General features: G+C 41.4%; 23 protein-coding genes and 4 pseudogenes. 4 read left to right on the forward strand and 23 right to left on the reverse strand.

Annotated elements, in window-relative coordinates; genetic code table 11:
- Positions 1 to 21: 21 nt before the first annotated feature.
- The 8 genes and pseudogenes from C6Y02_RS19680 to C6Y02_RS19715 all read right to left on the reverse strand — a co-directional run.
- On the reverse strand, positions 22 to 975 hold the full coding sequence (locus C6Y02_RS19680; protein WP_374955726.1) for a methyl-accepting chemotaxis protein: 954 nt from the start codon (positions 973 to 975) through the stop codon (positions 22 to 24).
- Positions 967 to 2013 (reverse strand): annotated as a pseudogene (locus tag C6Y02_RS19685) (HAMP domain-containing protein); the annotation flags it as partial. The pseudogene C6Y02_RS19685 and the gene C6Y02_RS19680, both read right to left, overlap by 9 nt.
- Before the next feature lie 165 nt (positions 2014 to 2178).
- On the reverse strand, positions 2179 to 3126 hold the full coding sequence (locus tag C6Y02_RS19690; RefSeq protein WP_374955725.1) for a methyl-accepting chemotaxis protein: 948 nt from the start codon (positions 3124 to 3126) through the stop codon (positions 2179 to 2181).
- Positions 3121 to 4155 (reverse strand): annotated as a pseudogene (locus C6Y02_RS19695) (HAMP domain-containing protein); the annotation flags it as partial. The gene C6Y02_RS19690 and the pseudogene C6Y02_RS19695, both read right to left, overlap by 6 nt.
- A gap of 176 nt (positions 4156 to 4331) precedes the next feature.
- Positions 4332 to 5282 carry a methyl-accepting chemotaxis protein gene (locus tag C6Y02_RS19700; protein WP_370876320.1) on the reverse strand — a complete coding sequence of 317 codons (951 nt, stop codon included), beginning with the start codon at positions 5280 to 5282 and terminating at the stop codon, positions 4332 to 4334.
- Positions 5277 to 6323, reverse strand: a pseudogene (locus C6Y02_RS19705) (cache domain-containing protein); the annotation flags it as partial. The pseudogene C6Y02_RS19705 and the gene C6Y02_RS19700, both read right to left, overlap by 6 nt.
- 114 nt (positions 6324 to 6437) lie before the next feature.
- Entirely contained in the window at positions 6438 to 7388 is a 951-nt protein-coding gene (locus C6Y02_RS19710; RefSeq protein ID WP_370876321.1) for a methyl-accepting chemotaxis protein, read from the reverse strand.
- Positions 7380 to 8429: pseudogene (locus C6Y02_RS19715) on the reverse strand (HAMP domain-containing protein); the annotation flags it as partial. The gene C6Y02_RS19710 and the pseudogene C6Y02_RS19715, both read right to left, overlap by 9 nt.
- 156 nt (positions 8430 to 8585) lie before the next feature.
- Between C6Y02_RS19715 and C6Y02_RS00345 the strand changes: the two are divergent.
- Complete coding sequence (locus tag C6Y02_RS00345) at positions 8586 to 9326, forward strand: protein-glutamine gamma-glutamyltransferase (RefSeq protein WP_060597195.1); 741 nt, start codon at positions 8586 to 8588, stop codon at positions 9324 to 9326.
- A 21-nt stretch (positions 9327 to 9347) separates the two neighbouring features.
- Here the strand turns inward: C6Y02_RS00345 and C6Y02_RS00350 are convergent, their stop codons facing one another.
- The 6 genes from C6Y02_RS00350 to C6Y02_RS00375 form a co-directional block, all read right to left on the reverse strand.
- On the reverse strand, positions 9348 to 9596 hold the full coding sequence (locus C6Y02_RS00350; protein WP_060597196.1) for a hypothetical protein: 249 nt from the start codon (positions 9594 to 9596) through the stop codon (positions 9348 to 9350).
- Positions 9597 to 9620: 24 nt separating this feature from the next.
- A complete protein-coding gene (locus tag C6Y02_RS00355; protein ID WP_106030420.1) occupies positions 9621 to 10652 on the reverse strand; it encodes a nitronate monooxygenase in 1032 nt (343 codons plus the stop codon).
- A gap of 16 nt (positions 10653 to 10668) precedes the next feature.
- Positions 10669 to 11070: a secondary thiamine-phosphate synthase enzyme YjbQ gene (locus tag C6Y02_RS00360; RefSeq protein WP_106030421.1), complete on the reverse strand. Its 402-nt coding sequence runs from the start codon at positions 11068 to 11070 to the stop codon at positions 10669 to 10671.
- 135 nt (positions 11071 to 11205) lie between these two features.
- Positions 11206 to 12498: a hemolysin family protein gene (locus tag C6Y02_RS00365; protein WP_034659775.1), complete on the reverse strand. Its 1293-nt coding sequence runs from the start codon at positions 12496 to 12498 to the stop codon at positions 11206 to 11208.
- A 48-nt stretch (positions 12499 to 12546) separates the two neighbouring features.
- A complete protein-coding gene (locus C6Y02_RS00370; protein WP_034660681.1) occupies positions 12547 to 13221 on the reverse strand; it encodes a zinc metallopeptidase in 675 nt (224 codons plus the stop codon).
- An 81-nt stretch (positions 13222 to 13302) separates the two neighbouring features.
- Positions 13303 to 13527, reverse strand: a complete 225-nt coding sequence (locus C6Y02_RS00375; protein WP_095285849.1) for a YuzI family membrane protein — start codon at positions 13525 to 13527, stop codon at positions 13303 to 13305.
- A gap of 125 nt (positions 13528 to 13652) precedes the next feature.
- On the opposite strand from C6Y02_RS00375, the gene C6Y02_RS00380 reads away from it, so the two are divergent.
- A complete protein-coding gene (locus C6Y02_RS00380; RefSeq protein ID WP_034659778.1) occupies positions 13653 to 14639 on the forward strand; it encodes a potassium channel family protein in 987 nt (328 codons plus the stop codon).
- Here C6Y02_RS00380 and C6Y02_RS00385 read toward each other — a convergent pair.
- The 5 genes from C6Y02_RS00385 to C6Y02_RS00405 all read right to left on the reverse strand — a co-directional run bounded on the left by C6Y02_RS00385 (position 14636) and on the right by C6Y02_RS00405 (position 19339).
- Positions 14636 to 15037: a YugN-like family protein gene (locus C6Y02_RS00385; RefSeq protein ID WP_034659780.1), complete on the reverse strand. Its 402-nt coding sequence runs from the start codon at positions 15035 to 15037 to the stop codon at positions 14636 to 14638. The genes C6Y02_RS00380 and C6Y02_RS00385 overlap by 4 nt on opposite strands.
- 46 nt (positions 15038 to 15083) lie before the next feature.
- Positions 15084 to 15287, reverse strand: a complete 204-nt coding sequence (locus C6Y02_RS00390; protein ID WP_223256470.1) for a hypothetical protein — start codon at positions 15285 to 15287, stop codon at positions 15084 to 15086.
- 112 nt (positions 15288 to 15399) lie between these two features.
- Positions 15400 to 16755 (reverse strand): glucose-6-phosphate isomerase, encoded by a 1356-nt coding sequence (locus C6Y02_RS00395; protein ID WP_024423293.1) that lies wholly within the window; start codon positions 16753 to 16755, stop codon positions 15400 to 15402.
- A gap of 126 nt (positions 16756 to 16881) precedes the next feature.
- Positions 16882 to 18054 (reverse strand): iron-containing alcohol dehydrogenase, encoded by a 1173-nt coding sequence (locus C6Y02_RS00400; RefSeq protein WP_034659782.1) that lies wholly within the window; start codon positions 18052 to 18054, stop codon positions 16882 to 16884.
- Positions 18055 to 18175: 121 nt separating this feature from the next.
- Positions 18176 to 19339: an iron-containing alcohol dehydrogenase gene (locus tag C6Y02_RS00405; RefSeq protein ID WP_106030422.1), complete on the reverse strand. Its 1164-nt coding sequence runs from the start codon at positions 19337 to 19339 to the stop codon at positions 18176 to 18178.
- Positions 19340 to 19483: 144 nt separating this feature from the next.
- Between C6Y02_RS00405 and C6Y02_RS00410 the strand changes: the two genes are divergently transcribed.
- Complete coding sequence (locus C6Y02_RS00410; protein ID WP_106030423.1) at positions 19484 to 19720, forward strand: DUF378 domain-containing protein; 237 nt, start codon at positions 19484 to 19486, stop codon at positions 19718 to 19720.
- 67 nt (positions 19721 to 19787) lie between these two features.
- Here the strand turns inward: C6Y02_RS00410 and yugI are convergent, their stop codons facing one another.
- The 3 genes from yugI to C6Y02_RS00425 all read right to left on the reverse strand — a co-directional run bounded on the left by yugI (position 19788) and on the right by C6Y02_RS00425 (position 22073).
- Positions 19788 to 20180: a S1 domain-containing post-transcriptional regulator GSP13 gene (yugI, locus tag C6Y02_RS00415; protein ID WP_034659784.1), complete on the reverse strand. Its 393-nt coding sequence runs from the start codon at positions 20178 to 20180 to the stop codon at positions 19788 to 19790.
- 198 nt (positions 20181 to 20378) lie between these two features.
- Positions 20379 to 21572: an aminotransferase gene (locus C6Y02_RS00420; protein ID WP_106030424.1), complete on the reverse strand. Its 1194-nt coding sequence runs from the start codon at positions 21570 to 21572 to the stop codon at positions 20379 to 20381.
- Positions 21573 to 22073: an Lrp/AsnC family transcriptional regulator gene (locus C6Y02_RS00425; protein WP_003213765.1), complete on the reverse strand. Its 501-nt coding sequence runs from the start codon at positions 22071 to 22073 to the stop codon at positions 21573 to 21575. It abuts the gene before it with no gap.
- Between the two features lie 176 nt (positions 22074 to 22249).
- Here C6Y02_RS00425 and C6Y02_RS00430 point away from each other — a divergent pair, with 176 nt between their 5' ends.
- On the forward strand, positions 22250 to 23074 hold the full coding sequence (locus tag C6Y02_RS00430; protein WP_034659788.1) for an alpha/beta fold hydrolase: 825 nt from the start codon (positions 22250 to 22252) through the stop codon (positions 23072 to 23074).
- Here C6Y02_RS00430 and C6Y02_RS00435 read toward each other — a convergent pair.
- The gene (locus C6Y02_RS00435) at positions 23071 to 23331 is read right to left on the reverse strand and encodes a YugE family protein (protein WP_003213422.1); all 261 of its coding nucleotides are present in this window, start codon (positions 23329 to 23331) and stop codon (positions 23071 to 23073) included. The two genes, C6Y02_RS00430 and C6Y02_RS00435, sit on opposite strands and share 4 nt — an antisense overlap.
- Positions 23332 to 23366 lie beyond the last annotated feature (35 nt).

A 23366-nucleotide genomic window follows, 5' to 3' on the forward strand; every position in this document is an offset into this window, starting at 1 on the left:
CTTGAGGAGAACCACTTGATCTTATTCGCTGATCTTGAATCTTTTAATTAAATCACGTAATTCTTCCGCCATTTGGGAAAGAGTCGTAGATGAAGAACTAATCTCTTCCATAGAAGCAAGCTGTTCTTCAGCAGATGCGGCGATATCTTGGATGCTTGCTGAACTCTCTCGTGATACATCGGCAATTTCATTCACCGCTTTAGAAATTTGCTCAGATCCTTTTGAAAGCTCGCGTACTGTTGTATTCATTTCATTGATTCTTGTTGCGATTTCCGCTGTTTGCAGATTAATTTGTGAGAAGCTTTCTTTCGTTTGATCTGTAATGGAAAGACCATTCTTCACTTCTTCATTCACTGATTTGAACATATTTTGAGATGTTTCGATTTCAGATACGATTTCTTTCACAAGCTTTTCAATCTCTTTTGCTGAATCCGATGATTGAACTGCAAGTTTACGCACTTCTTCTGCGACAACAGAGAAGCCTCTGCCTGACTCACCTGCACGTGCTGCTTCAATGGCAGCATTGAGTGCAAGTAAATTCGTTTGATCCGCAATGCCGTTAATCACGCCTAGGATGTTTGTGATATCTTTTGATTTATGCTCCAGCCCGTTGATCACCCCTTCAGCTTCTTTCACTGAATGGTCGATCGTCTTCATTTGTCCAACGGTTTGCTCCACAAGCTGCCCGCCTGATTCCGCTACTGTTTTTGATTGAATAGATGACGCTGTGATGACATCAGACGTTTCTGCGACTTCGTTCAGTCCTTCGTTCATTTGTTTTAAATGAGACGCACTTTGTTCCACCATTTCGCTTTGATTTTCGTTGCCGTTTGAGAATGATTCAATAGATGATGTAATATGTTCGGTTGCTTTTGTTGTTTGACCTGCACTTGCCGTCAGTTCTTCAGATGAAGAAGCCACGTTTTCTACAGATGTTTGTACAGCTTGGATGACATCTCTTAATGACTCACTCATTTCATTAAAGCTTGTGCCTAGCTGTCCAATTTCATCTTTTGACCGGACATCAATTTTTTCTGTTAAATCTCCCTCACTGATCTTCCTTGAGGAAGAGACAAGTATAGAAAGTGGTTTTGTAATGGAACGGATTATCAAGAAGATCAGAATCCCGCCAATGATGAGCGCGCCTGCTAAAATGATAGCGGCCATGTTAAAGACTGGCTGTGCAGCTTCTTCTACTTCACTGACAAACATCGTCCCGACAATTTTCCAGCCAGTCGCCTTGTTTGTGGTGAACTCCATTTGCTTTTCTTTTCCTTCAAACATATAGCTCATAGCTCCGTTATCTTGTGAATACAGTTTTTCTAACCATTCACCACCAGATATTTTTGTTCCCGCTTTTTTCTTTGGATGCGCCACATATGTGCGATCTGGACTTCCAATAAAGGCATAGCCATGTTTCCCAATGTTAATGCTATTGGACTCTTTAACTAGATTCGCAATGTCTAGGTTCATCGCGATAACGCCTGATCCATCCTCTAGTTTTTTAGAGATGGTCACCACAAGCGTACCGGTTGAAGCCGTTGGATACGGTGCTGAAACAGACAGCTCCCCGTTTTTCGCCCAGCCGTCTTTATACCAATCCCGCTCCGTTGCGACATAGTCAGCAGGCATTTTTTTATTAGGATATCTTGAAAACACTTTGCCATCACTTGAAGCGACAAAAATGCCTTCTGTGTCATCATTCATACTCATGAACTGCTCAAAGCGCCCTTGAATATCTGTCGTGCCTTTTTGCTTAAGCTTTTTCTCCGTGATCCATTTGCTAAAGAAATCGGCTGCGTCTGTTTTCACTTTTACAACCTTCGTAATATTTTTATCTAGCTGCTCTACGTTCTCCTTGGCGCTTTGCATGATTTGATCATTTAAAGAGGTGCTCGCCGTATGATATGAAGAGAATGCCAATACAATGATTGGGCATAAGAGAATAAATAAGAAAGAGAATACGAGCTTTTTTGAAATAGATGGCTTCCTGAAATACTGTATTAATTTCATAAAAAAGAAAACTCCTTTTAGTAAGATAGTATATATATCGGAAGTACTACTAGGTTGTTTACTTTTTTAATTTATTAAAGTCTAAATAAGTCCAAAACACCCAAATTATATGCATCGAATGGAAAAACACCTGACGTCAAAACGTCAGGTGCTTCCTTATATCTCTTACATTTTAAATTGTTTAATGAGCTCTCTTAGCTCTTCTGCCATCTGAGATAACGTGGCAGAGGATGAGCTGATCTCTTCCATAGATGCCAGCTGTTCTTCTGCGGATGCTGCGATATCTTGGAAGCCTGCGGAACTTTCTCTTGAAAGCTCTTTGATTTGATTCACCGCATGTGAAATATCATTTGAGCCATGCGAGAGTTCTTTGGCGGTTCCGTTCATTTGTTTCATTTGTTCTGTCATTTCTGATGTTTTATCGGTGATTTTCTCAAAGCTGACTTTCGTTTCATCTGTAATGTTTAATCCAGCTTGTACTTCACCTGCTACTTGTTTAAACATTTTCTGTGACTTTTCAATTTCCTCCACAATCTCGTTCGTCAGGCTTTCAATTTCCTTTGAAGAGCTTCCTGATTGCTCTGCCAGCTTACGAACTTCTTCTGCAACAACAGAGAAACCTCTGCCTGCTTCTCCTGCCCGAGCGGCTTCTATCGCAGCATTTAAAGCAAGGAGATTGGTCTGGTCAGCAATGCCGTTAATGACACCCAGAATGTTAGTAATATCCTTTGATTTCTGCTCTAAGCCTTGAATAACAAGCTCTGCTTCTTTCACTGCCTGCTCGATGGTTTGCATTTGACCTGCTGTTTTTTGAACGAGTTCTCCACCAGCCTGAGCCGTTTTGCTCGAATCAATCGACGATTCCATCATATGTGAGGTCGTATCGACCATATGGGATAAGCTGCGATCCATTTCGTTCAACTGGACTGAGCTTTTTTCGATCATATCATTTTGGTGTTCAGTGCTGTTTGAGAACTGTTCAATAGATGATGTGATATGCTCAGTCGCTTGGGTGGTCTGTCCCGCACTGGCTGTTAACTCTTCAGAAGAAGCAGCCACATTTTCAATAGAATTCTGAACAGCTAGAATGACGTGTTTCAGCTTTGCTGACATCTCGTTAAAGCTCTGCGCAAGCTTCCCGATTTCATCGTGTGTACGAACTTCAATATGCTGGGTCAGATCACCCTGACTGATTTTCTCAGCCGATTCAGAGAGATCTATCAGTGGCTTTCGAATCGATTTAATAATAAAATAAATCGCGATTCCGCCTATGGCCATCGCAGCTGCCAGTATGATCATTGTTAAGTCGAGAACTGGCTGTGCAGCTTCTTTGACTTCGCCCGTATACATTGTTCCAGCAAGCTTCCAGCCTGTTGCTTCATTTGTGTCAAAAAACATTTGCTTCGGCTTTCCATTGTATTCATATTTGAAGCTGCCTTGTTTTTTATCATACAATTTCGATATGAAATCACCTGTCAATTTCGCCCCAGGCTTATCTGTTTTATGGGCAATATAATGCTGATCTGCAGTCGCGACAAACGCATAGCCTTCTTTGCCAATTTTGATGCTGTTTGTATCTTTCACGATCGTGTTCAAGCGCACATTGATCCCAATCACACCAGAACCATCTGCTAATTGTTCTGATATTGTGATGAGCAGGTCATCTGATGACTTGCCGACAAAAGGATCTGAAATGATGAGTTTCTCATCTCCCATCGATTGTTGAAACCACGATTCGTTTTTTGCGCTCGAGGCACTACCTTTGTGAATCTTGGAATATTCGGTTAGTTTACCATTTTGATCTGCAATGAATACTTCCACCACATCTTCATCTGTTTCCGATAATTGCTCTAATTTTACCTTGAGTAAATCCTTGTTTTTAGAAGCCAATTCACTCTTTTTCACCGATTTGGCTAAATAGGAAACGATATCAATTTTAGGCTGTACATCTTTATTAATGAGTTCGTTTAATTGCTGAACACCATTTGCAGCACTAGACATAATCTCATCATTGAGAGACTTTGAGGCCACTTCATAAGAAAATGCTGCCAATACGAGAATTGGCACTAGGAGAATCGCTAAGAATGCAGTAATTAATTTCTTCGACATTGTAAAGTGCTTAAAAAAGTTGATTTTTTTCATGACTCTACTCCTTTTGAATTATGATTTGGGGTCTTTCCCTTCTATTCTTAGGTAATACGAATTATTTTTCAAGACTTAATGTTCTTAAATTAATCAAAATGAGTAAATTAACCTATTTCTTTTGATTTATTTAATGAAAAAAGAGCCCTCTAGCTGAAGGGCTCTTTTCATTATGTCTATTCGACTTTAAATTTGCTGATCAAATCACGCAATTCTTCTGCCATTGATGAGAGCGTAGCAGAGGATGAGCTGATTTCTTCCATTGATGCCAGCTGTTCTTCCGCTGAAGCCGCTATGTCTTGAATGTTTGCGGAGCTTTCACGTGAGACGTCTGCAATCTCACGGACAGCCTCTGACACATGGGCAGAGCCATTTGAAAGCTGGATAACCGTTTGATTCATCGTTTGAAGCTGGTCAGAAATTTCTTTTGTCATTTCGAAAATATTATGGAAGCTGGCTCTTGTTTGTTCAGTGAAGCTTAAGCCTGATTGAACTTCTCGATTCACCGCAGTGAATACTTCCTGTGATACATCGATGTCTTGAACGATCTCTTTAATCAAATTCTCGATTTCTTTCGCCGAATTGGCTGATTGAACAGCCAGTTTTCTTACTTCTTCTGCTACAACAGAGAAGCCTCTGCCAGATTCCCCAGCTCTTGCTGCTTCGATTGCTGCATTTAGCGCAAGTAAATTCGTTTGGTCAGCGATTCCATTGATGACACCTAGAATTTGTGTAATGTCTTTTGATTTACTTTCAAGAGCGCTGATGACATTCTCTGCTTTTTTCACGGACTGATCAATGACATTCATTTGAGAAGCGGTTTTTTCCACAAGCTGTCCGCCTTCCCCTGCGATATCTGTTGATTTGATCGATGAAGCAGTAATGGATTCAGCCGACTCATTCATGTGCTGAAGGCCTCGGTTCATTTCTTCTAACTCGTCTGAGCTGGATTCGACTTTGTCATTTTGACTTTCATTTCCATTGGAGAATTGTTCAATGGCTAGTGTAATATGCTCTGTTGCTTTACTTGTTTGCCCTGCGCTGGCGGTCAGTTCTTCTGATGAAGAAGCGACATTTTCGACCGAGGTTTGGACGGCACCAATGAGGGTTCTTAATGAGTCAATCATTGTATTAAAGCCTTTCCCAACTTGGCCAATTTCATCATCTGATTGGATCTCAAGCTTATCGCGCAAATCACCTTCGCTGACTTTTTTCGAGAAGCGGGCAAGGTTGGATAATCTTTTAGATATAGAGCGAACGATAAAGAAGATGAGGGTACCTGCTACGATAAGTGTCACACTGAACACAATAATGGCTGTATTGAAAACGGGCTTTGCTGCATCTTCTACTTCTGATACGAGCATCGTTCCACCGATTTTCCAGCCAGTTAATTCATTGGTCACATACGCAACCTTTTTATCTATCCCTTTGAGTGTGTAGCTGCCGCTTCCTTCTTTGTTTTTAAAAATAATATTTGCCAGATTCTCATTGACCTGACTTCCTGGCTTATGGGTCGGATCTGCTAAAACTGTTTTATCTCTCTCCATGATGAAGGCATAGCCTTTTTGCCCAATTTTGATTTCTTTTAACTTTTGAAGCAGGGTGTCAATTTCCATATCAAGTCCAATAACACCTGAACCATCTTTCATTTTTTGAGTAATGGTGATGACCATTTTGCCTGTGGAGGCTGCTACATATGGTTTTGTGATGACTTGTTTGCCGTTTTCTGCATTGAGCGCTTCTTGATACCATGGACGCTCTCTTGGATCGTAGCCATCAGGCATCTTTTGAACAGGATATTGCATAAACAATCCCTTTTCGGAGCCTGCATAGATAGCAGAAACATCTTTTTCATTAATTTTTCCAAATTGCTGCAATTCTTTAATGGTCGCATTTCTATTTTTTTCTTGAAGATTAGACGCTTTGAGTGAGTCTGTAAACAGGGTCACAGCTTCTGCTTTGTTTCCTATATTCTCATTGATTAAGGTATCAAATGCATTGACTTGACTCATCGCACTGCCCATAATCTGTTTGTCTAGCTCTGTCTTTGATGTAAAAAATGCACTAATTGTCAGTGCAGTGGTTGGCAGGATAAGGACTACCAAAAAGGCAATAATTAATTTTTTTGAAATGGATGGTTTTTTTAACCATTGGATCATTTTCCCCATTTTCTCTTTCCCCCTTTACTTCTCTAAAGTTATTATCGGATGAAAGGTTTATTTTTACAGGCTGAAAACGATGTTTAAACATAAAAAAAATACCCAGACAATTCTGGGTATTTTTTAATCAATTTTAAATTGACTTGTGAGCTCTTTTAGTTCCTCTGCCATGTTAGCAAGTGTCACAGAAGAAGATGAGATTTCTTCCATAGATGCAAGCTGCTCTTCAGCAGAAGCCGCAATGTCCTGAATGTTTGCCGCACTTTCTCTAGAGACTTGGCGCATCTCCTGCATAGCTTGTGAGACAAGCTTTGAACCGCTCGATAGATCAATCGCTGTATCGTTTAATTGAGTCAGTTTTTTCGACATTCCTTCTGCCGCCTCATAAATGTTCTGGAAGCTTTCTTTTGCTTCTTCTGTCATACCGAGTCCTGCATGTACTTCTCGATTGACCGTTTTGAACATATCTTGAGATTTAGCAATTTCTAACACAATTTCTTGAATGAGCTTTTCAATTTCTTTCGCTGAATCTGCGGATTGGACAGCTAGTTTTCTTACTTCTTCTGCAACGACGGAGAAGCCGCGTCCTGATTCACCTGCTCTTGCTGCTTCGATGGCTGCATTTAGCGCAAGTAAATTCGTTTGATCTGCAATGCCGTTAATAACATTTAAAATGCTCGTAATATCTTTAGACTTGTATTCTAATTGTTTCATGACTTGTTCTGCTTCTTGTACAGATGTATCAATATGTTTCATTTGGCTCGCTGTGCTTTCAACAATTCGGCCGCCTTGACCAGCAGCCTCTGTCGATTGAAGTGAGACAGCAGCCACTTCTGATGACGTATGTGACATGTCTTGTAATCCTTCATTCATTGCCACAAGCTGATTCGTACTAGATTCGACTTTCTCGTTTTGTGCTTCATTTCCATTTGAAAATTGTTCAATCGACATCGTGATATGCTCGGTTGCTTGACTTGTTTGGCTGGCACTTGCCGTCAGCTCCTCGGAAGCGGAAGCCACATTGTCGACAGATTGCTGTACCGCTCGAATGACGTCACGGAGGGATTCACTCATTTTGCTAAAGCTTCTTGTCAGCTCTCCTATTTCATCCTTCGATTTGGTTTCAAGGGTTTCGGTTAAATCCCCTTCACTCACTTTGTTTGAGAAATCAACAAGCTTTCGAAGTCCAATTGTGATGGATCGAACGATAAAGAAGATCGCAACGCCGCCAAGGATAAATGAAGAAATTAAAAGAATAATGGCAGAATTCCAAACTGGCTGTGCTGCTTCTTCTGTTTCTGATACAAACATCGTTCCAGCAATTTTCCAACCTGTTAAATCATTTGTCACAAAAACAAGACGCTTTTGTTCTCCTTTATTCTCATAAGTTGACGTTCCTTCTTTTCCGCTGTAAAGGATAGATGAAATATTTTCAGTGACCTTAGATCCTGACTTTTCTTCTGGATGAGCCACAATTTGTTTATTTTTATTCGCAATAATTGGATATCCTTGTCGTCCAATTTTAATCTCTTTTATTTTATCGACAATGTCTTGCACATCAATGTCAATTCCGATCGCTCCCGACCCGTCCTTCAGACGCTGGGCAATCGTGACAACCATGCCGTTTGTTGTGGCAGAGATGTATGGATTAGTAACAACTGGCTTACCACTGTCATCCTGCATAGCTAGTTGATACCAATCACGCGTTGTTGGATCATAGCCTTTTGGCATGTCTACTTTAGGAAACTGAATGAAATCACGCTTTTTACTTGCTGCATAAAAGCCAACCACATCATCTTCATTGATTTTACTGTATATCTCGAAATGCTCATACAGTTCGTCCTGGTTGTTCTTCTTAAAGTCTGCAGCAGTAGATGTTTCAGTAAAGAGTTTTACTGCGTTTTCCTTATTCATAAGCTTTTGCTGAATCATGTCATTCAGTTCATTGACTCTTGTGTTTGCTCCGTACATGATTTCATGATCTAATTCTTCTTTGGCAATCTGATATGAAATCGTACTGAGTGTAATAATTGGCAAGACAAGAACGAGCGTGAATGAAATAATCAGTCTCTTAGAAATCGATGGTTTTTTCAACCATTTTATTGCATTTTTCATGTTTTTCCTCCTTTTAAACGATATGTTATATATCGGACATCTTCATATTATTTTCATGTTTTTCAAATAAAAAGGATGCCTTTTTGTTTATTTTCACAAATTGATTCCTTGCCCAAGCATCCTGCATACGCTAATACAAAAGGGGGCGCTTTTCATATGATTATTCTTTCAGGACAGCCAGTGACAAATGAGCAGCTGGCTTCATTTCAGCTAGAGGGACAAAAGCGGATCATTTTGATGCAGTTACAAGCCTCAAATGATACGTTCCGCTACAGGCAAGCATCTGATTTGTTATTTGAGGTCACATTGAGATCGAACATTATGAATGCTGCAAGAGATTTGCATAAAAGTGGTGCCTCATTTGCCATCTTCCAAAAATCTCGTGCAAATGATGCCTTTTGGCGTGTATCGGAAGCAGGAGCACTAGAGCTGCGCTATCAAGTGGAACCATCTAGAGGAATTAAAGACATTTTTGAAAATGGCTCACAATATGCATTTGAATGTGCCACAGCCATTGTGATCGTATTTTATATGGGGGTCTTGCAAACGGTAGGAGACGAGAAGTTTAACCGAAGGCTTCGCAGCTTAACCCTGTATGACTGGCATTATGATACATTGTCGATTTATACAGAACGCGGGAATGACTTTATCTATGGGGATTGCTTATATTTTGAAAATCCAGAGTTTAGCTATCAGCAGTCACAGTGGCGCGGGGAAAATGTGATTTACTTAGGAGAAGATCAATATTACGGACATGGACTTGGGATTTTAACAGCGGCAGAAATTATCGACAAATTGAATAAGAGAAGGCGGCCAGGTGCTGTTCAATCTGCTTATCTATTGCCGCAGACCACCCGGATGGATGTGATTTATCTCAGGCAAATGTTTGGCAGCTAAAAAAAGCCTCTTGTCTATTGGTTATGACAAGGGGCTTTTGTATGCCTTGCGTTTACGATAATCTTGCAGCGTGCCAAGCATCGTGTTCGCAAGGATCTCCATTTTTTCTAAGTCTTTTCTTGTGACCGGCGGATCGTGCCGGCTCCATTTTACGTAACGAACAAAATAGTAATGACGAATGGGCGTAAGGACGGCAGAAGAGTACGGAAATTCATCAAACCAAAATTCAATTTGTCCTTTTTTTCGGTATGAATGCTTTAAGATGTCCATCCTTTCACACCACCCAACATGAATTTATATGTGCGTCAGTTCATGCATGATCTCCTCAACGGTTAAAATCGAGTGAATACGGCTAACGCCCTGTCCTGCCCAAAGAGCCATTTGATCAGGGTTTCCTGCAGCCGCGGCTGCTTTTCGCATCGGTGTCGTCCATACATGCTGAACCGGATAAGGAAGAACCCTATCTTCATTCTGTCTTTCTTCCTCCATCCACTGATTCACAATACCTCTTGCTCTTTTTCCAGAAAAAAGCTTCGTGATCTTTGTTTCACTGCTTTCTGCCTGTAAAATCGCCTTTTTGTATACGTCTGCCGCAGCACTTTCCTGGCTGGCTAAAAATCGTGTGCCGATTTGAACCGCATCCGCTCCAAGCGCTAGAGCGGCTTTCACACCTGCTCGTTCTGTGATCCCGCCTGCGGCGATCAATGGCACATGACAGAGCGGCTTGACGTCAGAGATCAGACTAAAGAGTCCCACCAGGGCATCTCCTTTTGCAGGTAAAAAGGTACCTCGGTGCCCCCCTGCTTCACTTCCTTGCAGAACAATGGCATCCATCCCTTTTTCCTCTAAAAGCAGTGCTTCCTCTTTTGTTGTGGCGGTTCCAATTAAAAAGATCCCCTTTTGTTTTAAGCGATGAATCGTTTGTTCATTTGGACAAGCGAAGGTAAAGGAAACGACCGGTACGTCTTCTTCCTGAATAATGTTGATTTTCTGTTCAAAATCATCCCACAATTCCTCTTCGCTCGGCAGCCTATCAGCGGCTGGTCGTGCAGGCAGTCTCTTCTCCCAAAATGCCACATCCTCTTTTTTGACTTCAGGAATTGGCTCTGGTACAAATACATTGACCTGAAACAGGCGAGTTGTCAGCTGTTTGACCTGTCTGATCTGCTGCCTCAAATTGTCAGGCTGCACATATCCACTTGCCAAACTGCCAAGTCCCCCGCACTGTGAAACAGCGGCTGCCAGCTGCGATGTCACGGCTCCTCCTGCCATTGGCGCTTGAATAATTCCATATTTGATTTGCAGTAATTTCGTGATATCTCCCATTTATTTCCCCCATCTCTTATTCGTTTGAAGACACCTGTATATAAAAATGGCGATGTCTCGGCCCGTCAAACTCACAGAAATAGATTCCCTGCCATGTGCCAAGTACAAGATCACCATGATTGATGAGAACATGCTGCGTAGCACCCATATAGCTCGCTTTCATATGTGCGGCTGTATTTCCTTCCATATGGCGGTCCTTCGGATGTTCCCACGGAAAGACTTCGTCAAGCCGGCGGAGCATATCTCGTTTCACATCTGGGTCCGCATTTTCATTAATGGTCATCCCTGCTGTCGTATGAGGACAGTAGACAATGACGGTTCCGTTTTGAATACCTGTTTCCTTGACATATTGATGGATCTCGTTCGTCACGTCGATCATCTCATCGCGTCTGTCTGTTTGTACATTGATTTTTTTCATATGAGCGGCTCCTTTTTGTCATTTCTATAAAACCATACCCTTTTTATGTGAAATAAATCACTGCTTGTCGGCAGAAGGCATTCTCTCACCTAAAGTTTACCAACTAAAAAAACCTCGTCAAGTGTTACGAGGTTTTTAGAAAAAGTGAACCTTTTTGATTTCAATGGTCCGAATATGATGGTCTTCTGCATCTATGATGGTAAATTCACAGCCTTCTGCTTCAATCGTATCTCCAATCTCAAAATCAAATTTATGTGTCATCATCCAGCCAGCAATTGTATCAACATCATCATTCTCAATGGCTAAATCCAATAAATCATTTACTTCATCAATCAAGGCTTTCCCATCCATTACATAGTGGAAGTCACCTTTTTTGACGATATGAGGTGTTTCATCTTGATCATATTCATCCCGAATTTCGCCCACGATTTCTTCTAAAATGTCCTCTACTGTGACAAGTCCGGCTGTTCCTCCATATTCGTCTACGAGCACTGACATATGAATTCGTTCCTTTTGCATCAAAATGAGCAATTCTTGAACAGGAGTACTTTCAATCACCCGAATCACCGGACGCATTAAGTCTTCAATCGTCACATCTTGATTCAGAAAGCTCGCCTTAAACACATCTTTGCTATTGATAACACCAATCACATGATCTTTGTCTTCTTTAATAACAGGGTAGCGTGTGTATCTTTCGTTCAGCATATAATGCGTCATGTCTTCAAGCGTCTGTTCAACCTCTATGGCTGAAATTTCTGTACGAGGGATCATGATCTCTCTCGCCACCCGGTTATCAAATTCAAAAATTTTATTCACATATTTGTACTCAGATTGGTTAATTTCGCCCTTCTCATAGCTTTCAGATAAAATGAGACGCAATTCTTCCTCACTGATCGCCACTTCATGTTCTTTGACAGAATGAAAACCGAATAATTTCACAATGCCTCGTGCCGCCCCATTTAATGCTTTAATAAACGGGTACATGACTTTATAGAAAAAGATGAGTGGCTTTGCTGTCACAAGGCTGACGGCCTCTGCCTTTTGAATGGCAATCGTTTTAGGCGCCAGTTCTCCCACAACAACATGTAAAAACGTAATGATCACAAATGCAATGATAAACGATAGGATATCGGTTAATGCGGAATGAAGCCCTAATTCCTCAAACAGCGGATGCAGAAAATGTTCCACCGTCGGCTCGCCCAGCCACCCTAAGCCTAAAGCGGTGATGGTAATTCCGAGTTGACAGGCGGATAAATATTCGTCGAGATTTGATATGAGCTTTTGTACGTGGATGGCTCTCTTATCACCGCTTTCAATCAGCTGATTGATTTTAGAGCCTCTAATTTTCACAATCGCAAATTCAGTGACAACAAAAAATGCTGTCGCAGCAATAAGTAATATGACTAAAAATACGTTTAAAATATACAAAAAAACCCTTACCTAACAATGGTAAGGGCTCACCTCCTCTGGCATCAATTAATCATTACGGCCATTTAGGAAGATCATTACAAAACGGAGCAATTCAAACAAGGAGACAAGGGCTGCTGCGACGTACGTAAGAGCTGCAGCATTTAACACCTTGTTCACGCCTCTTTCTTCACTGCTTCTAATGATTCCTTCTGAAACAATGATATCTTTTGCACGAGAACTTGCATTAAACTCGACAGGCAATGTCACAAGCTGAAAAAACACAGCCGCTGAGAACAAAATGATCCCAAGCCCGATTAAGTTAAGGCTGCCAAGCAAGATTCCTCCAAGGAAAAGAAGCGGGGCAACACCAGATGCAAAGTTCACGACAGGAAAGATCTTATGTCTCAAAACAAGCGCACCATAGGATTCCTGATGCTGCAAGGCATGTCCAACCTCGTGTGATGCGACTGAAATGGCCGATATGGAATGGCCGTAGTACACAGGTTCAGATAAGCGAACCACACGCTGCGTAGGGTCGTAATGATCAGTCAAAGTTCCTCTTACCGGTTCAACAGGCACGTCATATAACCCGTTGCGATCTAAAATATATCGAGCGGTTTCCGCACCTGTTTTCATACTGGATGCTTCAACCTTTGAATACTTTTCAAAATTATTCTTTACTTTAAATTGTGCCCAAAATGACAATCCCAATGCGGCAAATGTTAAAAAATAAAAAAACAGCATGCTCATCAGCTTCCTTTTTATTTTATATATTTATTTACAATTTTAATGACTTTTATGTAACGTGTACAGAAAAAAGCACTAGGTCTTTTTAAGGGGAACAACTGCGCCAATAAAAAAGAAGAACACACCTAAGCATGCTGTATAAAAGGTCACTGTTCCGTATAGGTCTTGAAAAAAGTGCAGCCATGAAAAATCACTCATAAAATGATTCACAGCATTTAAGTCAAACACGAGCAAGATCACAGCTGATGATAAAAAGTGCGCACCGATAAAAAGAAGTACGGTCTTTTGAACGAACGACATTCGCATTCCCTCCTTCTTCTCTCTTATTTTAAGATATGGGATCTGTTTCAATACATGACGAAGATGAAAAAATGTTCCTCAATCGGGCATACTGACATTAGCAGTCTCCTGAAAGGAAGAGTCCGATGAAATCAAATCGTATCTTTATCGCTTGGCTAAGGTGGCCACTCTATCTTCGAATTGCCATCATCATCTGTTTCTTGCTTCTTTTTTTTGGACAATTAATCGTTTTGCTTGAACCGAAGCAGTATCATACGATCTTTGATGGGATCTGGTGGGCGCTCATTACAGTCTCTACGGTAGGCTATGGTGATTTTGTGCCGCAAACCATGCCTGGACAAGTAGCGGGTATGGCTCTGATTTTGATCGGCGCAAGCTTTGTCACAGCTTATTTCGCCACGCTTGCCGCCGCTGTGTTCAGCAAGCAGCACCATTATGTAGAAGGAAAGGTCGCCTTTAAAGGGAAAGGACATCTCATTATCGTCGGCTGGAATGAGAAAACGAACAAACTGCTTCAGTCATTTCAAACAATTGATCCAGCTATGCCGATTGTGCTGATTGATGACTCCTTGAAGGAAGGGCCACTTTTAGAGAATGTTCATTTTATTAAAGGGCATGGCACCGAAGATGTCACACTTCGCAAAGCCAATATTACCGGTGCAGATGCACTGATGATTACCGCAGATCAGCACGAAAATGAAGTGACAGCTGATATGCAGAGTGTTTTAACATTACTTGCAGCAAAAGGATTAAACCCTTCGCTATACTGTTTAATTGAAATCTTAACAGATCGTTACGTGAAAAATGCCGAGCGTGCTGGAGCCAATCAAGTCATTCATACCTCTGATGCAGTCAATCATTTAATGGTCGAACATTTTCTTCTAAAGGAACAGTTCAAAGCGTTAAAGAAAAAAAGACATATGACCTTGCATAAACACGTCACCATCATACCGGTTCCAGCTTCGTTAGCCGGAGAAACATTCTTAACAGTGCTCCATCACTTTTTAGAGCATCATGTGATCATTGTCGGTGTACAAAAAAAAGAAGGACCCATGATGAATCCTCCCTTTGGATATGAGCTTCATCCAGAGGATGAACTGATCAGCCTTTAAAGCAGTGCGTCTTCTAATTCCTTGACGAGTGAAAAGCCAATCTCAGTATAAGCTTTTGATACATCTCCATCTTTCTCTTTTGGTTCTTGGAATTGATTAAAGGATGCCCCCACATTTCCAACCATCGCATGATCATCTAACTTATCTTGATATACATGCTTTAAGAGAAATGGATCTCCCATTTTCACCACAACGCCTGGCTGATCCAGCTGGCCTTTTTCGGCTGTAAAAGGAACTCTGAGAAAAGTATAGCCATCACGGTTATCAATTTTATAATCAAAGTACCCGTGATCATAATCCCAGTTGCCATTAATGACATAACCGAGCGGCTTCATGGTCTCTTCTAAATGGTAAAGTGAAAAGCTTTCACCAGGCAGCCTGGATGGTACATGAATCATACGAAACCCTCCTTTTTGTATAATAGGGTTCGTTAAAGAGAGGAATTCATACATTGCCCCTCGTGATTTGTACATTGTTTGTAAAAGCAGCATCAAATAAGCTTTGATTGGATAATTGATTCGTCTCGTTCACACTGCCAGCACCTTCAGTATCTTTGACAGCACTCATAGAACAAATACGTCCGACATTGCCAAAGTTGACGATTGCCTGACCAGAAATATCGTGAATGTAAATATGATTCGTTCTCATGTTTCACTCTCCTCTACTCATTATTCTATGTACAGAGCATGAGGAAGCTTGCACAGGAACCATGAGAAAACAAAAAAGGCACACCCTTATCAAAAGGTGTGCTTTTTCATTCTTACGATTGTTTCAGGCGGCTTTCAAGCTCGGCTTTTTTCTCTTCGAAGCCTGGTTTTCCTAATAAAGCAAACATATTCACTTTATAAGCTTCTACTCCAGGCTGGTCGAATGGATTGACGCCTAGTAGATATCCAGACATCGCACATGCTTTCTCAAAGAAGTAAACGAGGTATCCGAATGTATAAGCATCCATCTCAGGAATTGTGACGATAAGATTCGGTACTTTTCCATCTGTATGAGCAAGCATCGTTCCTTCAAATGCTTTTTTATTAACGAAATCAACCGTTTTTCCTGCTAGATAGTTCAAGCCATCAAGGTCTTGTTCTTCTGCTTCAATGACAAGCTCATGGCGAGGTTTGTCTACATTGACGATTGTTTCAAACAAGTCTCTTCTTCCTTCTTGAACATATTGACCAAGTGAATGAAGATCTGTTGAGAAGTTCGCAGATGAAGGATAAATTCCTTTTTCATCTTTTCCTTCACTTTCACCGAATAATTGCTTCCACCATTCTGCAAAGTATTGCAGGCCTGGCTCATAGTTAATTAGCATTTCAATCGTTCTGCCTTTATTGTAAAGGACATTACGGACGACAGCATATTGGTATGCCGCATTCTCAGAAAGCTCAGATGAAGCGAAGTCTTCGCTTGCTTTTGCCGCACCTTCCATCATCTGATCAATGTCTGCACCGCTCACAGCGATTGGCAATAGACCAACTGCTGTTAATACAGAATAGCGTCCACCTACATCATCAGGGATGATAAATGATTCGTAGCCTTCTTCCGTTGCTAATGTTTTCAGTGCACCGCGTGCCTTGTCAGTTGTCGCATAAATACGTTTTTTCGCTTCTTCAGCACCGTATTTTTCAATGAGGAGCTTTTTAAAGATGCGGAACGCAATCGCTGGCTCTGTTGTTGTTCCAGATTTTGAAATGACGTTAATAGAGAAATCTGCATCTTCCAATAGATCCATCACATCTGTTAAATAAGAAGAACTGATGTTGTTTCCAATAAAGATGATTTGCGGCGTCTTGCGTTTGCCTTTTGGCAGCGTGTTATAGAAAGAGTGGTTCAAAAATTCAATCGCCGCACGTGCGCCGAGATAAGAGCCGCCGATTCCGACAACAAGCAAGACATCAGAGTCAGACTTAATTTTATCTGCACTTTTTTTAATGCGGGCAAATTCTTCGCGATCATATTGCTTCGGTAAGTCAACCCAGCCTAAATAATCACTGCCTGCACCCGTTTGTTCATGAATATTATGATGGGCCACCTTCACAAAATCTTTTAAATATGTAAGCTCATGTTCTTGAAAGAAAGGTAACGCTTTCGAGTAGTCAAATTGAATATGTGTCATCGCTTGTAAGCCCTCCATTACGTTAGTTCTGTCCCTTTCACTTTAGCGGAACTAGCTATTGAAATCAAGTGATCGTCACTGGCATAGCAAAAAGCCGTTTCTCTCTATGAGAAACGGCAAGCAGGATTATAAAGAAGCTTTCAAAATAGAAAGAATGTCATCACGACCAAGTTTCATAAAGTTACCAAAACCACCGTATTCCATTTCTTTCGCCGCAATGTCGGCAATTTTGTCCAGCTGATCTTCACCAATGTCATAATCCGCTAAACGACTTGGTGCACCGAGGCTTGTCCAGAAGGCTGACAGCTTGTCGATGCCTTCTAATGCGATATCACGATCTGATTTTCCTTCTGTCTCGATGTCAAACATGTTCAGCATGAGGTTTTTAAAGCGTTCCACATTGTGATCGAGTGTATGACGCATCCAATTTGGGAAGAGGATGGCAAGTCCGCCTGCATGCGGAATGTCATAGACAGCCGATACCGCATGCTCAATTGTATGGGACGCCCAGTCTCCAAAGTAGCCCATTTGCAGCGTGCCATTTAAAGCGATCGTTCCTGCATAAAGGATCGTTTCACGGTGCTCATAGTTTTGTAAGTCTTCAAGCAGTTTTGGTGCTGTCTCGATGACTGTTTGAAGAACAGCAAAACACATTCGATCCTGTAGCGGCGTGTTTTTTACATTATGGAAGTATTGCTCGAAGACGTGGCTCATCATATCGACCATGCCGTACACCGTCTGGTTTTCTGGCACAGAATATGTATGCTCAGGGTCTAGAATGGAAAAAGCAGGATGAGTGACTGAACTGCCCCACACATATTTTTCATTCGTTTCCCAGTTTGTGATGACAGAGTCTGGATTCATTTCTGAACCAGTTGCCGCAAGTGTCAGCACTGTGCCAAATGGCAATGCTTTTTGAGCGGTTGTTTTCTTAGAGATAATGTCCCACACATCTCCGTCATACTCTGCTCCGGCTGCAATCGCTTTTGTACAGTCAATCACACTGCCGCCGCCAACAGCTAATAAGAAATCAATTTTTTCATTTTGGCAGATGTCGATTCCCTTTTCCACTGTGGTAAGGCGCGGGTTTGGTTCAACACCTGACAGCTCAAATACTTCAGCTTCTGCTTCATTTAACGCGCTGATCACATTGTCATAAAGACCATTTTTCTTAATGCTGCCTCCACCATATACAAGTAACACTCGTTTTCCATAACGAGCGAGTTCGCTCTTTAGTCCTTCTAGTTGTCCTTTTCCAAACATTAATTTCGTTGGATTATAGTAAATAAAATTTTCCATCTGTTAATACATCTCCTTACAGCGTATATATCCAAAAACATGAAAGACTACTTTAACATATGTACACGTCGAACTCAAAAAAAGATAACTGCTCGAAAGCAGCTATCTTTTGGTTGTTCGATTATAAAGAAGCATTCAAAATGGCTAGAACATCTTCTTTGTTTAGCTTTTTAAATTGACCAAATTCACCGCGTGCCATTGCACGGTCTGCAATTAAATCAATTTTCTCATCGTTGATATCATAGTCCGCTAAACGGCTTGGTGCACCAAGACTTGTCCAGAAAGCTGACAATTTGTCGATTCCTTCTAAGCCCACTTCTTCGTCTGTTTTGCCCGCAGGGTCCACATCGAATACACGTACCGCTAATTGTTTAAAGCGGCCTGGTTTTTCCTGAATGACATGCTTCATCCAGTTCGGGAACAAGATCGCAAGTCCGCCGGCATGAGGGATATCATAAACAGCAGATACCGCATGCTCAATGTTATGAGAAGCCCAATCACCGCGTGCCCCCATTGACAGCATTCCATTAAGGGCAATGGTGCCAGTGAATAAGATGGTTTCACGCAGCTCATAGTTCTCTAGATCGTTGATCAGCTTCGGTGCTGTTTCAATGACCGTACGAAGAAGCCCTTCACACATACGGTCTTGATAAGGTGTATTTTCCGTGTGATGGAAATATTGCTCGAACACATGTGACATCATGTCAACCATGCCATAAATCGTATGGTTTTTTGGCACAGTGAATGTGTTCACTGGATCAAGAATAGAGAATTTAGGGAAGACTGCTGGACTTCCCCAGCCATATTTCTCATTTGTTTCCCAGTTTGTGATCACTGATCCAGAGTTCATTTCAGAACCTGTTGCAGCAAGTGTTAACACAGTACCGAACGGAATAGCTTCCATTGGGACATGCTTACGCGTCACGATATCCCAAGCATCTCCATCGTACTTCGCTCCAGCTGCGATCGCTTTCGTTGCATCAATGACACTGCCGCCGCCGACTGCCAAAATAAAATCAACGTTGTTCTCTTTGCAAAGCTCAACCCCTTTTCTTACTGTTGTTAAGCGCGGGTTTGGCTCAACACCAGCAAGTTCAGTGATTGCAGCTCCTGATTCTTTTAGGATGCTGACAACTTGGTCATAAAGGCCGTTTCGTTTAATACTGCCTCCACCATATACAAGTAATACGTTTTTTCCGTAGTGTTTGAGTTCATCTGAAAGGGCTGATACTTCTCCCTTTCCAAACATTAATTTCGTTGGGTTCCAATAAGTAAATCGATCCATTTGATCTCCTCCTCGCGCTACATTATGCGCCTCAATCATTCCAAAAGTAAAGTAATTTGCTTTAATCCATTTTCTTACGCATAGTTTGGCTAAAAATCTGCAAAATATAAATGTATTGATGCTGTAGCGAAAGGAGGAATCACGATGAGTGCTATTCAGCGTATTGCCCTCGTGCTCACGATTATCGGTGCTATTAACTGGGGACTAATCGGCTTTTTTCAATTTGACTTAGTAGCAGCGATCTTTGGCGGACAAGGCTCTGCATTATCACGTATTATTTATGGTCTTGTTGGAATTGCAGGTCTTGTTAACCTTGGTCTATTGTTCAAGCCAAGCGAAGAAGCTGTTCGCCGTGACGAGCCGAAGCCAGAGGTTCGCTAAACAAAAAGACATAAAAAAGGCCGCCTATACGAGGCAGCCTAAGGCACCGTTTGAAGCGGTGCTTTTTTTATTTCTTGATAAGATCTTTACGGTTAGATTGCTCAATCCACTCTTCAAGTTTATCTTTAAGTGTATTGAAACCTTGTGGTGCAGCAGCTTCTTCTTTCACTTGCTGTGGTCTTTGTTTCTTTGGTTTGCTTTCTTTTCTTTCAGGTGCATCTTGTGTAGCACGGATAGAAAGGCTGATTTTACCTGCTTTTTCATCAACAGAAAGAACTTTCACTTGTACTTCGTCACCAATTGAAAGGTGCTCGTTGATGTCTTTTACAAAGCCATGTGTTACTTCAGAAATATGCACAAGTCCTTGAGTTTCTTCATCTAATGCAACAAACGCACCATACGCTTGTAATCCTGTTACTTTACCAGTGTAAACACTGCCTACTTCAAACTTTGTCGCCATGATAACAACTCCTAAATAAATGTTTTAATATTCGTTTATACGCAATTAAAAACTATATCATAGAACAGTCAGTTACGCAAAATATTTTTTAATTGGGTTTAGATCAGTTCAAAAGGGGGAATACCTGAAAACAAGAATGCTTTCTAGTATTCCCCCCTAATTTGAGAGGCATGAGTCCTAATGGATTGATGCCTTTTTTTATTTTATGATGACAGGTGCTTCTTCTTTCACTTGTCGTTCCTGCAAAAAGCGCTGGATTCTTGAAAGTGATTCCTGAAGATGGTCAAGAGACGAAGCATATGAACAGCGAATATGACCTTCACCACTCGGCCCGAAGACATTACCAGGGACAACGGCTACTTTTTCACTCAGGAGCAGCTCCTCGGCAAATCGTTCTGACGTCATGCCCGTCGTTTTAATGGACGGGAAAGCGTAAAATGCGCCGTTTGGCTGGTGGCATGTCAGCCCCAGTTCATTCAAAGAGCCGACAAACAAATTACGGCGCCTTCTGTAGCTTTTCTTCATTTTCTCTACATCTTCAAGTCCATTTTTCAAAGCTTCTTCTGCTGCATATTGTGCCATAGCGGGCGCACACATCATAGAATATTGGTGTATTTTCAGCATAGCATCGCGCAGTACAGGTGGTGCTGCCACATATCCTAAGCGCCAGCCTGTCATGGCAAACCCTTTTGAAAAGCCTGAAATCAGGATCGTTCTTTCCTTCATATCTTGAATTGCCGCCACGCTTGTAAAAGCTTCATCGTACGTCAGCTCTGCGTAAATCTCATCCGTGATAATGAGAAGGTCATGCTCTTTTGCAAATTGAGCAATATCTTCAAGCTCTTCCTTTGAATAGACAGAGCCAGTTGGATTTGATGGTGAGCAAAGCAGGATCGCTTTTGTCTTAGGCGTCAGCTTCGTGCGTAGATCCGCCGAGTCTGCTTTGAAATCTTTTTCAGCCGAGGTACTTAAATAAACAGGTACTCCGCCTGCAAGTGTCGTAAGGGCCCCATATGCTACGAAACAAGGCTCTGGAATGATCACTTCATCCCCACTGTTTAAAATCGCACGAAAGGCCAAATCAAGTGCCTGGCTTCCGCCAACTGTGATAATAAGTTCTTCTTCAGGACTGTAGTCAATGTGAAACCGCTTATATAAATAGTGGCTCAGTTCTTTTCGCAAAGATAACAACCCTGCGTTCGCCGTATAAGAGGTAAGCCCTTGTTCTAATGACATAATACTTGCTTCTCTGACATTCCAAGCTGTCACGAAATCTGGCTCGCCGACACCGAGGGAAATGACCCCTTCCATTGTGGCTGCCAAATCAAAGAATTTCCGAATACCTGACGGCTGAATGCTTTGTACCGTTTCAGATAAATAAGACTTTTTCATTTAAGGTGACACCACGATTCTTTTGTCATCGTCTCCTGTTTCAAACACTTTCCCATCATGTTTATATCTCTTCAAAATAAAGTGGGTAGTTGTTGAAACAACGGAATCAAGTGTCGATAATTTTTCAGACACGAAGCGGGCAATATCAGACATAGATCTTCCGCGGATCACAACAGATAGATCATAAACACCTGACATGAGATAGACAGACTCCACTTCCTGAAAGCGATAAATACGTTCAGCAATTTCATCAAATCCGACGCCTCTTTTTGGTGTCACTTTTACATCAATCATTGCTGTGACGCCTTCATGACCATCCACTTTACGCCAGTCAATCATGGTTGAATAATCAATAATGACTTTTTGATCTTCTAGTTTTTGAATAATGGCTTCTGCTTCTTCTGTTGTCACGCCTGCCATTTTTGCAATTGTATTTAAATCGGCACGGCTGTTTTCATCTAAAATCTCTAATATTTCAGTTTCTTTTTCTGTTAGTTTCATTTGATTTCACACCTCAGATTGTAAAAAGCTAGTTTTAAAAAATCTTCTGAACATTATAGCACGTTTTTCCCATTATGCTAAGCAGGGAAAAGATGCTAACCATAGCTAAAAATCCACTTTTTAGGGTACAATACAGTCACCTAACAGAGAGAGTATCAAGTATCGGAGTGATGAGTGTGGACTTTGTTCAGCCAGCTTATATGAAAAGTAAATTCGGTTTAGATATCTATTATGAGCACTATCCAAATAAGGGGAAGAAAACATTGATCTTAATTCACGGACTCTTCTCTTCTACCTTCAGCTATCGAAAGCTCATCCCGCTTCTGAAACAAGACTTCAATTTAATTGCAATCGATCTGCCGCCGTTTGGACAGTCCGAGAAGTCGAATACGTTTATTTACAGCTATCGCAACATGGGAAAGATCATTATTGAGCTAGCTGGTTACTTGCAGATTCAGCATGCGATCCTAGTGGGTCATTCGATGGGCGGCCAAATTGCTTTATACGCTGCATCTGAACGGCCAGACCTATTTGAAAAGGCGGTACTTTTGTGCAGCTCAGGGTATTTAAATAAATCAAAGAGATCGCTTGTTTACAGCACATATATTCCTTATTTTTATCTCTATCTTAAAAGAAAGCTCTTGAAGCAAGGCATAATGAAAAATTTAACCGCTGTTGTACATGATCATTCCATCATTGATCAAGAGATGGTGGACGGATATTTAAAGCCTTTTTCTGATGATCAAATTTTCCGAGGAATTTTCCGCTTGATTCGGCACCGGGAAGGCGATTTGACCTCGGATGTCCTAAAGAAAATGGAGACACCAGTGCTGCTCATTTGGGGTGAGGAAGATCGGATCGTTCCCATTCAAATAGGAGAAAGACTGCACAAGGATCTGCCAAACTCGACCTTGCATGCATTAAAAAAAACCGGGCACCTCGTTCCTGAGGAAAATCCGGTCTTTGTGTCTGATCAAATCGGACATTTCAGCCTGTCTTAGCGTGTGCAGGAGCTGCTGTCTCGTATGACGAAAAGCTGATTCGCTATATGTTGACAGCTTTCGAAAGGCAGGAGCTGCTCAAATGAGTGATGATAAATGGCTTGAATGTCTTTTGCTAAAGATAAAGAGTCTTCTGCGTCGTATAATGCACTGATGACGTCAGCAGGCTCCGTTTCATAAAAGTCCTCTCCATATTGAAAAGGGTCCCATGCCTTAATAAGTTGAATCATCTCTTCTACAGCTTGACTATCTTTCATCGGTATCACCGCTTATAATAAATTTTGTGATATTT

Origin of the sequence: Bacillus sp. NMCC4, assembly GCF_002998555.1 — a bacterium.
In the GTDB taxonomy this organism is placed as follows: domain Bacteria; phylum Bacillota; class Bacilli; order Bacillales; family Bacillaceae; genus Bacillus.

Bases quoted from the DNA above. Each gene is read 5' to 3' on its own strand.
- C6Y02_RS19680 (WP_374955726.1), bottom strand. From the start codon at position 975: ATGAGTGAGTCATTAAGAGATGTCATCCAAGCTGTACAAACATCTGTA.
- C6Y02_RS19690 (WP_374955725.1), bottom strand. From the start codon at position 3,126: ATGTCAGCAAAGCTGAAACACGTCATTCTAGCTGTTCAGAATTCTATT.
- C6Y02_RS19700 (WP_370876320.1), bottom strand. From the start codon at position 5,282: ATGATTGACTCATTAAGAACCCTCATTGGTGCCGTCCAAACCTCGGTC.
- C6Y02_RS19710 (WP_370876321.1), bottom strand. From the start codon at position 7,388: ATGAGTGAATCCCTCCGTGACGTCATTCGAGCGGTACAGCAATCTGTC.
- C6Y02_RS00345 (WP_060597195.1), top strand. From the start codon at position 8,586: ATGATTATTCTTTCAGGACAGCCAGTGACAAATGAGCAGCTGGCTTCA.
- C6Y02_RS00350 (WP_060597196.1), bottom strand. From the start codon at position 9,596: ATGGACATCTTAAAGCATTCATACCGAAAAAAAGGACAAATTGAATTT.
- C6Y02_RS00355 (WP_106030420.1), bottom strand. From the start codon at position 10,652: ATGGGAGATATCACGAAATTACTGCAAATCAAATATGGAATTATTCAA.
- C6Y02_RS00360 (WP_106030421.1), bottom strand. From the start codon at position 11,070: ATGAAAAAAATCAATGTACAAACAGACAGACGCGATGAGATGATCGAC.
- C6Y02_RS00375 (WP_095285849.1), bottom strand. From the start codon at position 13,527: ATGTCGTTCGTTCAAAAGACCGTACTTCTTTTTATCGGTGCGCACTTT.
- C6Y02_RS00380 (WP_034659778.1), top strand. From the start codon at position 13,653: ATGAAATCAAATCGTATCTTTATCGCTTGGCTAAGGTGGCCACTCTAT.
- C6Y02_RS00385 (WP_034659780.1), bottom strand. From the start codon at position 15,037: ATGATTCATGTACCATCCAGGCTGCCTGGTGAAAGCTTTTCACTTTAC.
- C6Y02_RS00390 (WP_223256470.1), bottom strand. From the start codon at position 15,287: ATGAGAACGAATCATATTTACATTCACGATATTTCTGGTCAGGCAATC.
- C6Y02_RS00395 (WP_024423293.1), bottom strand. From the start codon at position 16,755: ATGACACATATTCAATTTGACTACTCGAAAGCGTTACCTTTCTTTCAA.
- C6Y02_RS00400 (WP_034659782.1), bottom strand. From the start codon at position 18,054: ATGGAAAATTTTATTTACTATAATCCAACGAAATTAATGTTTGGAAAA.
- C6Y02_RS00405 (WP_106030422.1), bottom strand. From the start codon at position 19,339: ATGGATCGATTTACTTATTGGAACCCAACGAAATTAATGTTTGGAAAG.
- C6Y02_RS00410 (WP_106030423.1), top strand. From the start codon at position 19,484: ATGAGTGCTATTCAGCGTATTGCCCTCGTGCTCACGATTATCGGTGCT.
- yugI (WP_034659784.1), bottom strand. From the start codon at position 20,180: ATGGCGACAAAGTTTGAAGTAGGCAGTGTTTACACTGGTAAAGTAACA.
- C6Y02_RS00420 (WP_106030424.1), bottom strand. From the start codon at position 21,572: ATGAAAAAGTCTTATTTATCTGAAACGGTACAAAGCATTCAGCCGTCA.
- C6Y02_RS00425 (WP_003213765.1), bottom strand. From the start codon at position 22,073: ATGAAACTAACAGAAAAAGAAACTGAAATATTAGAGATTTTAGATGAA.
- C6Y02_RS00435 (WP_003213422.1), bottom strand. From the start codon at position 23,331: ATGAAAGATAGTCAAGCTGTAGAAGAGATGATTCAACTTATTAAGGCA.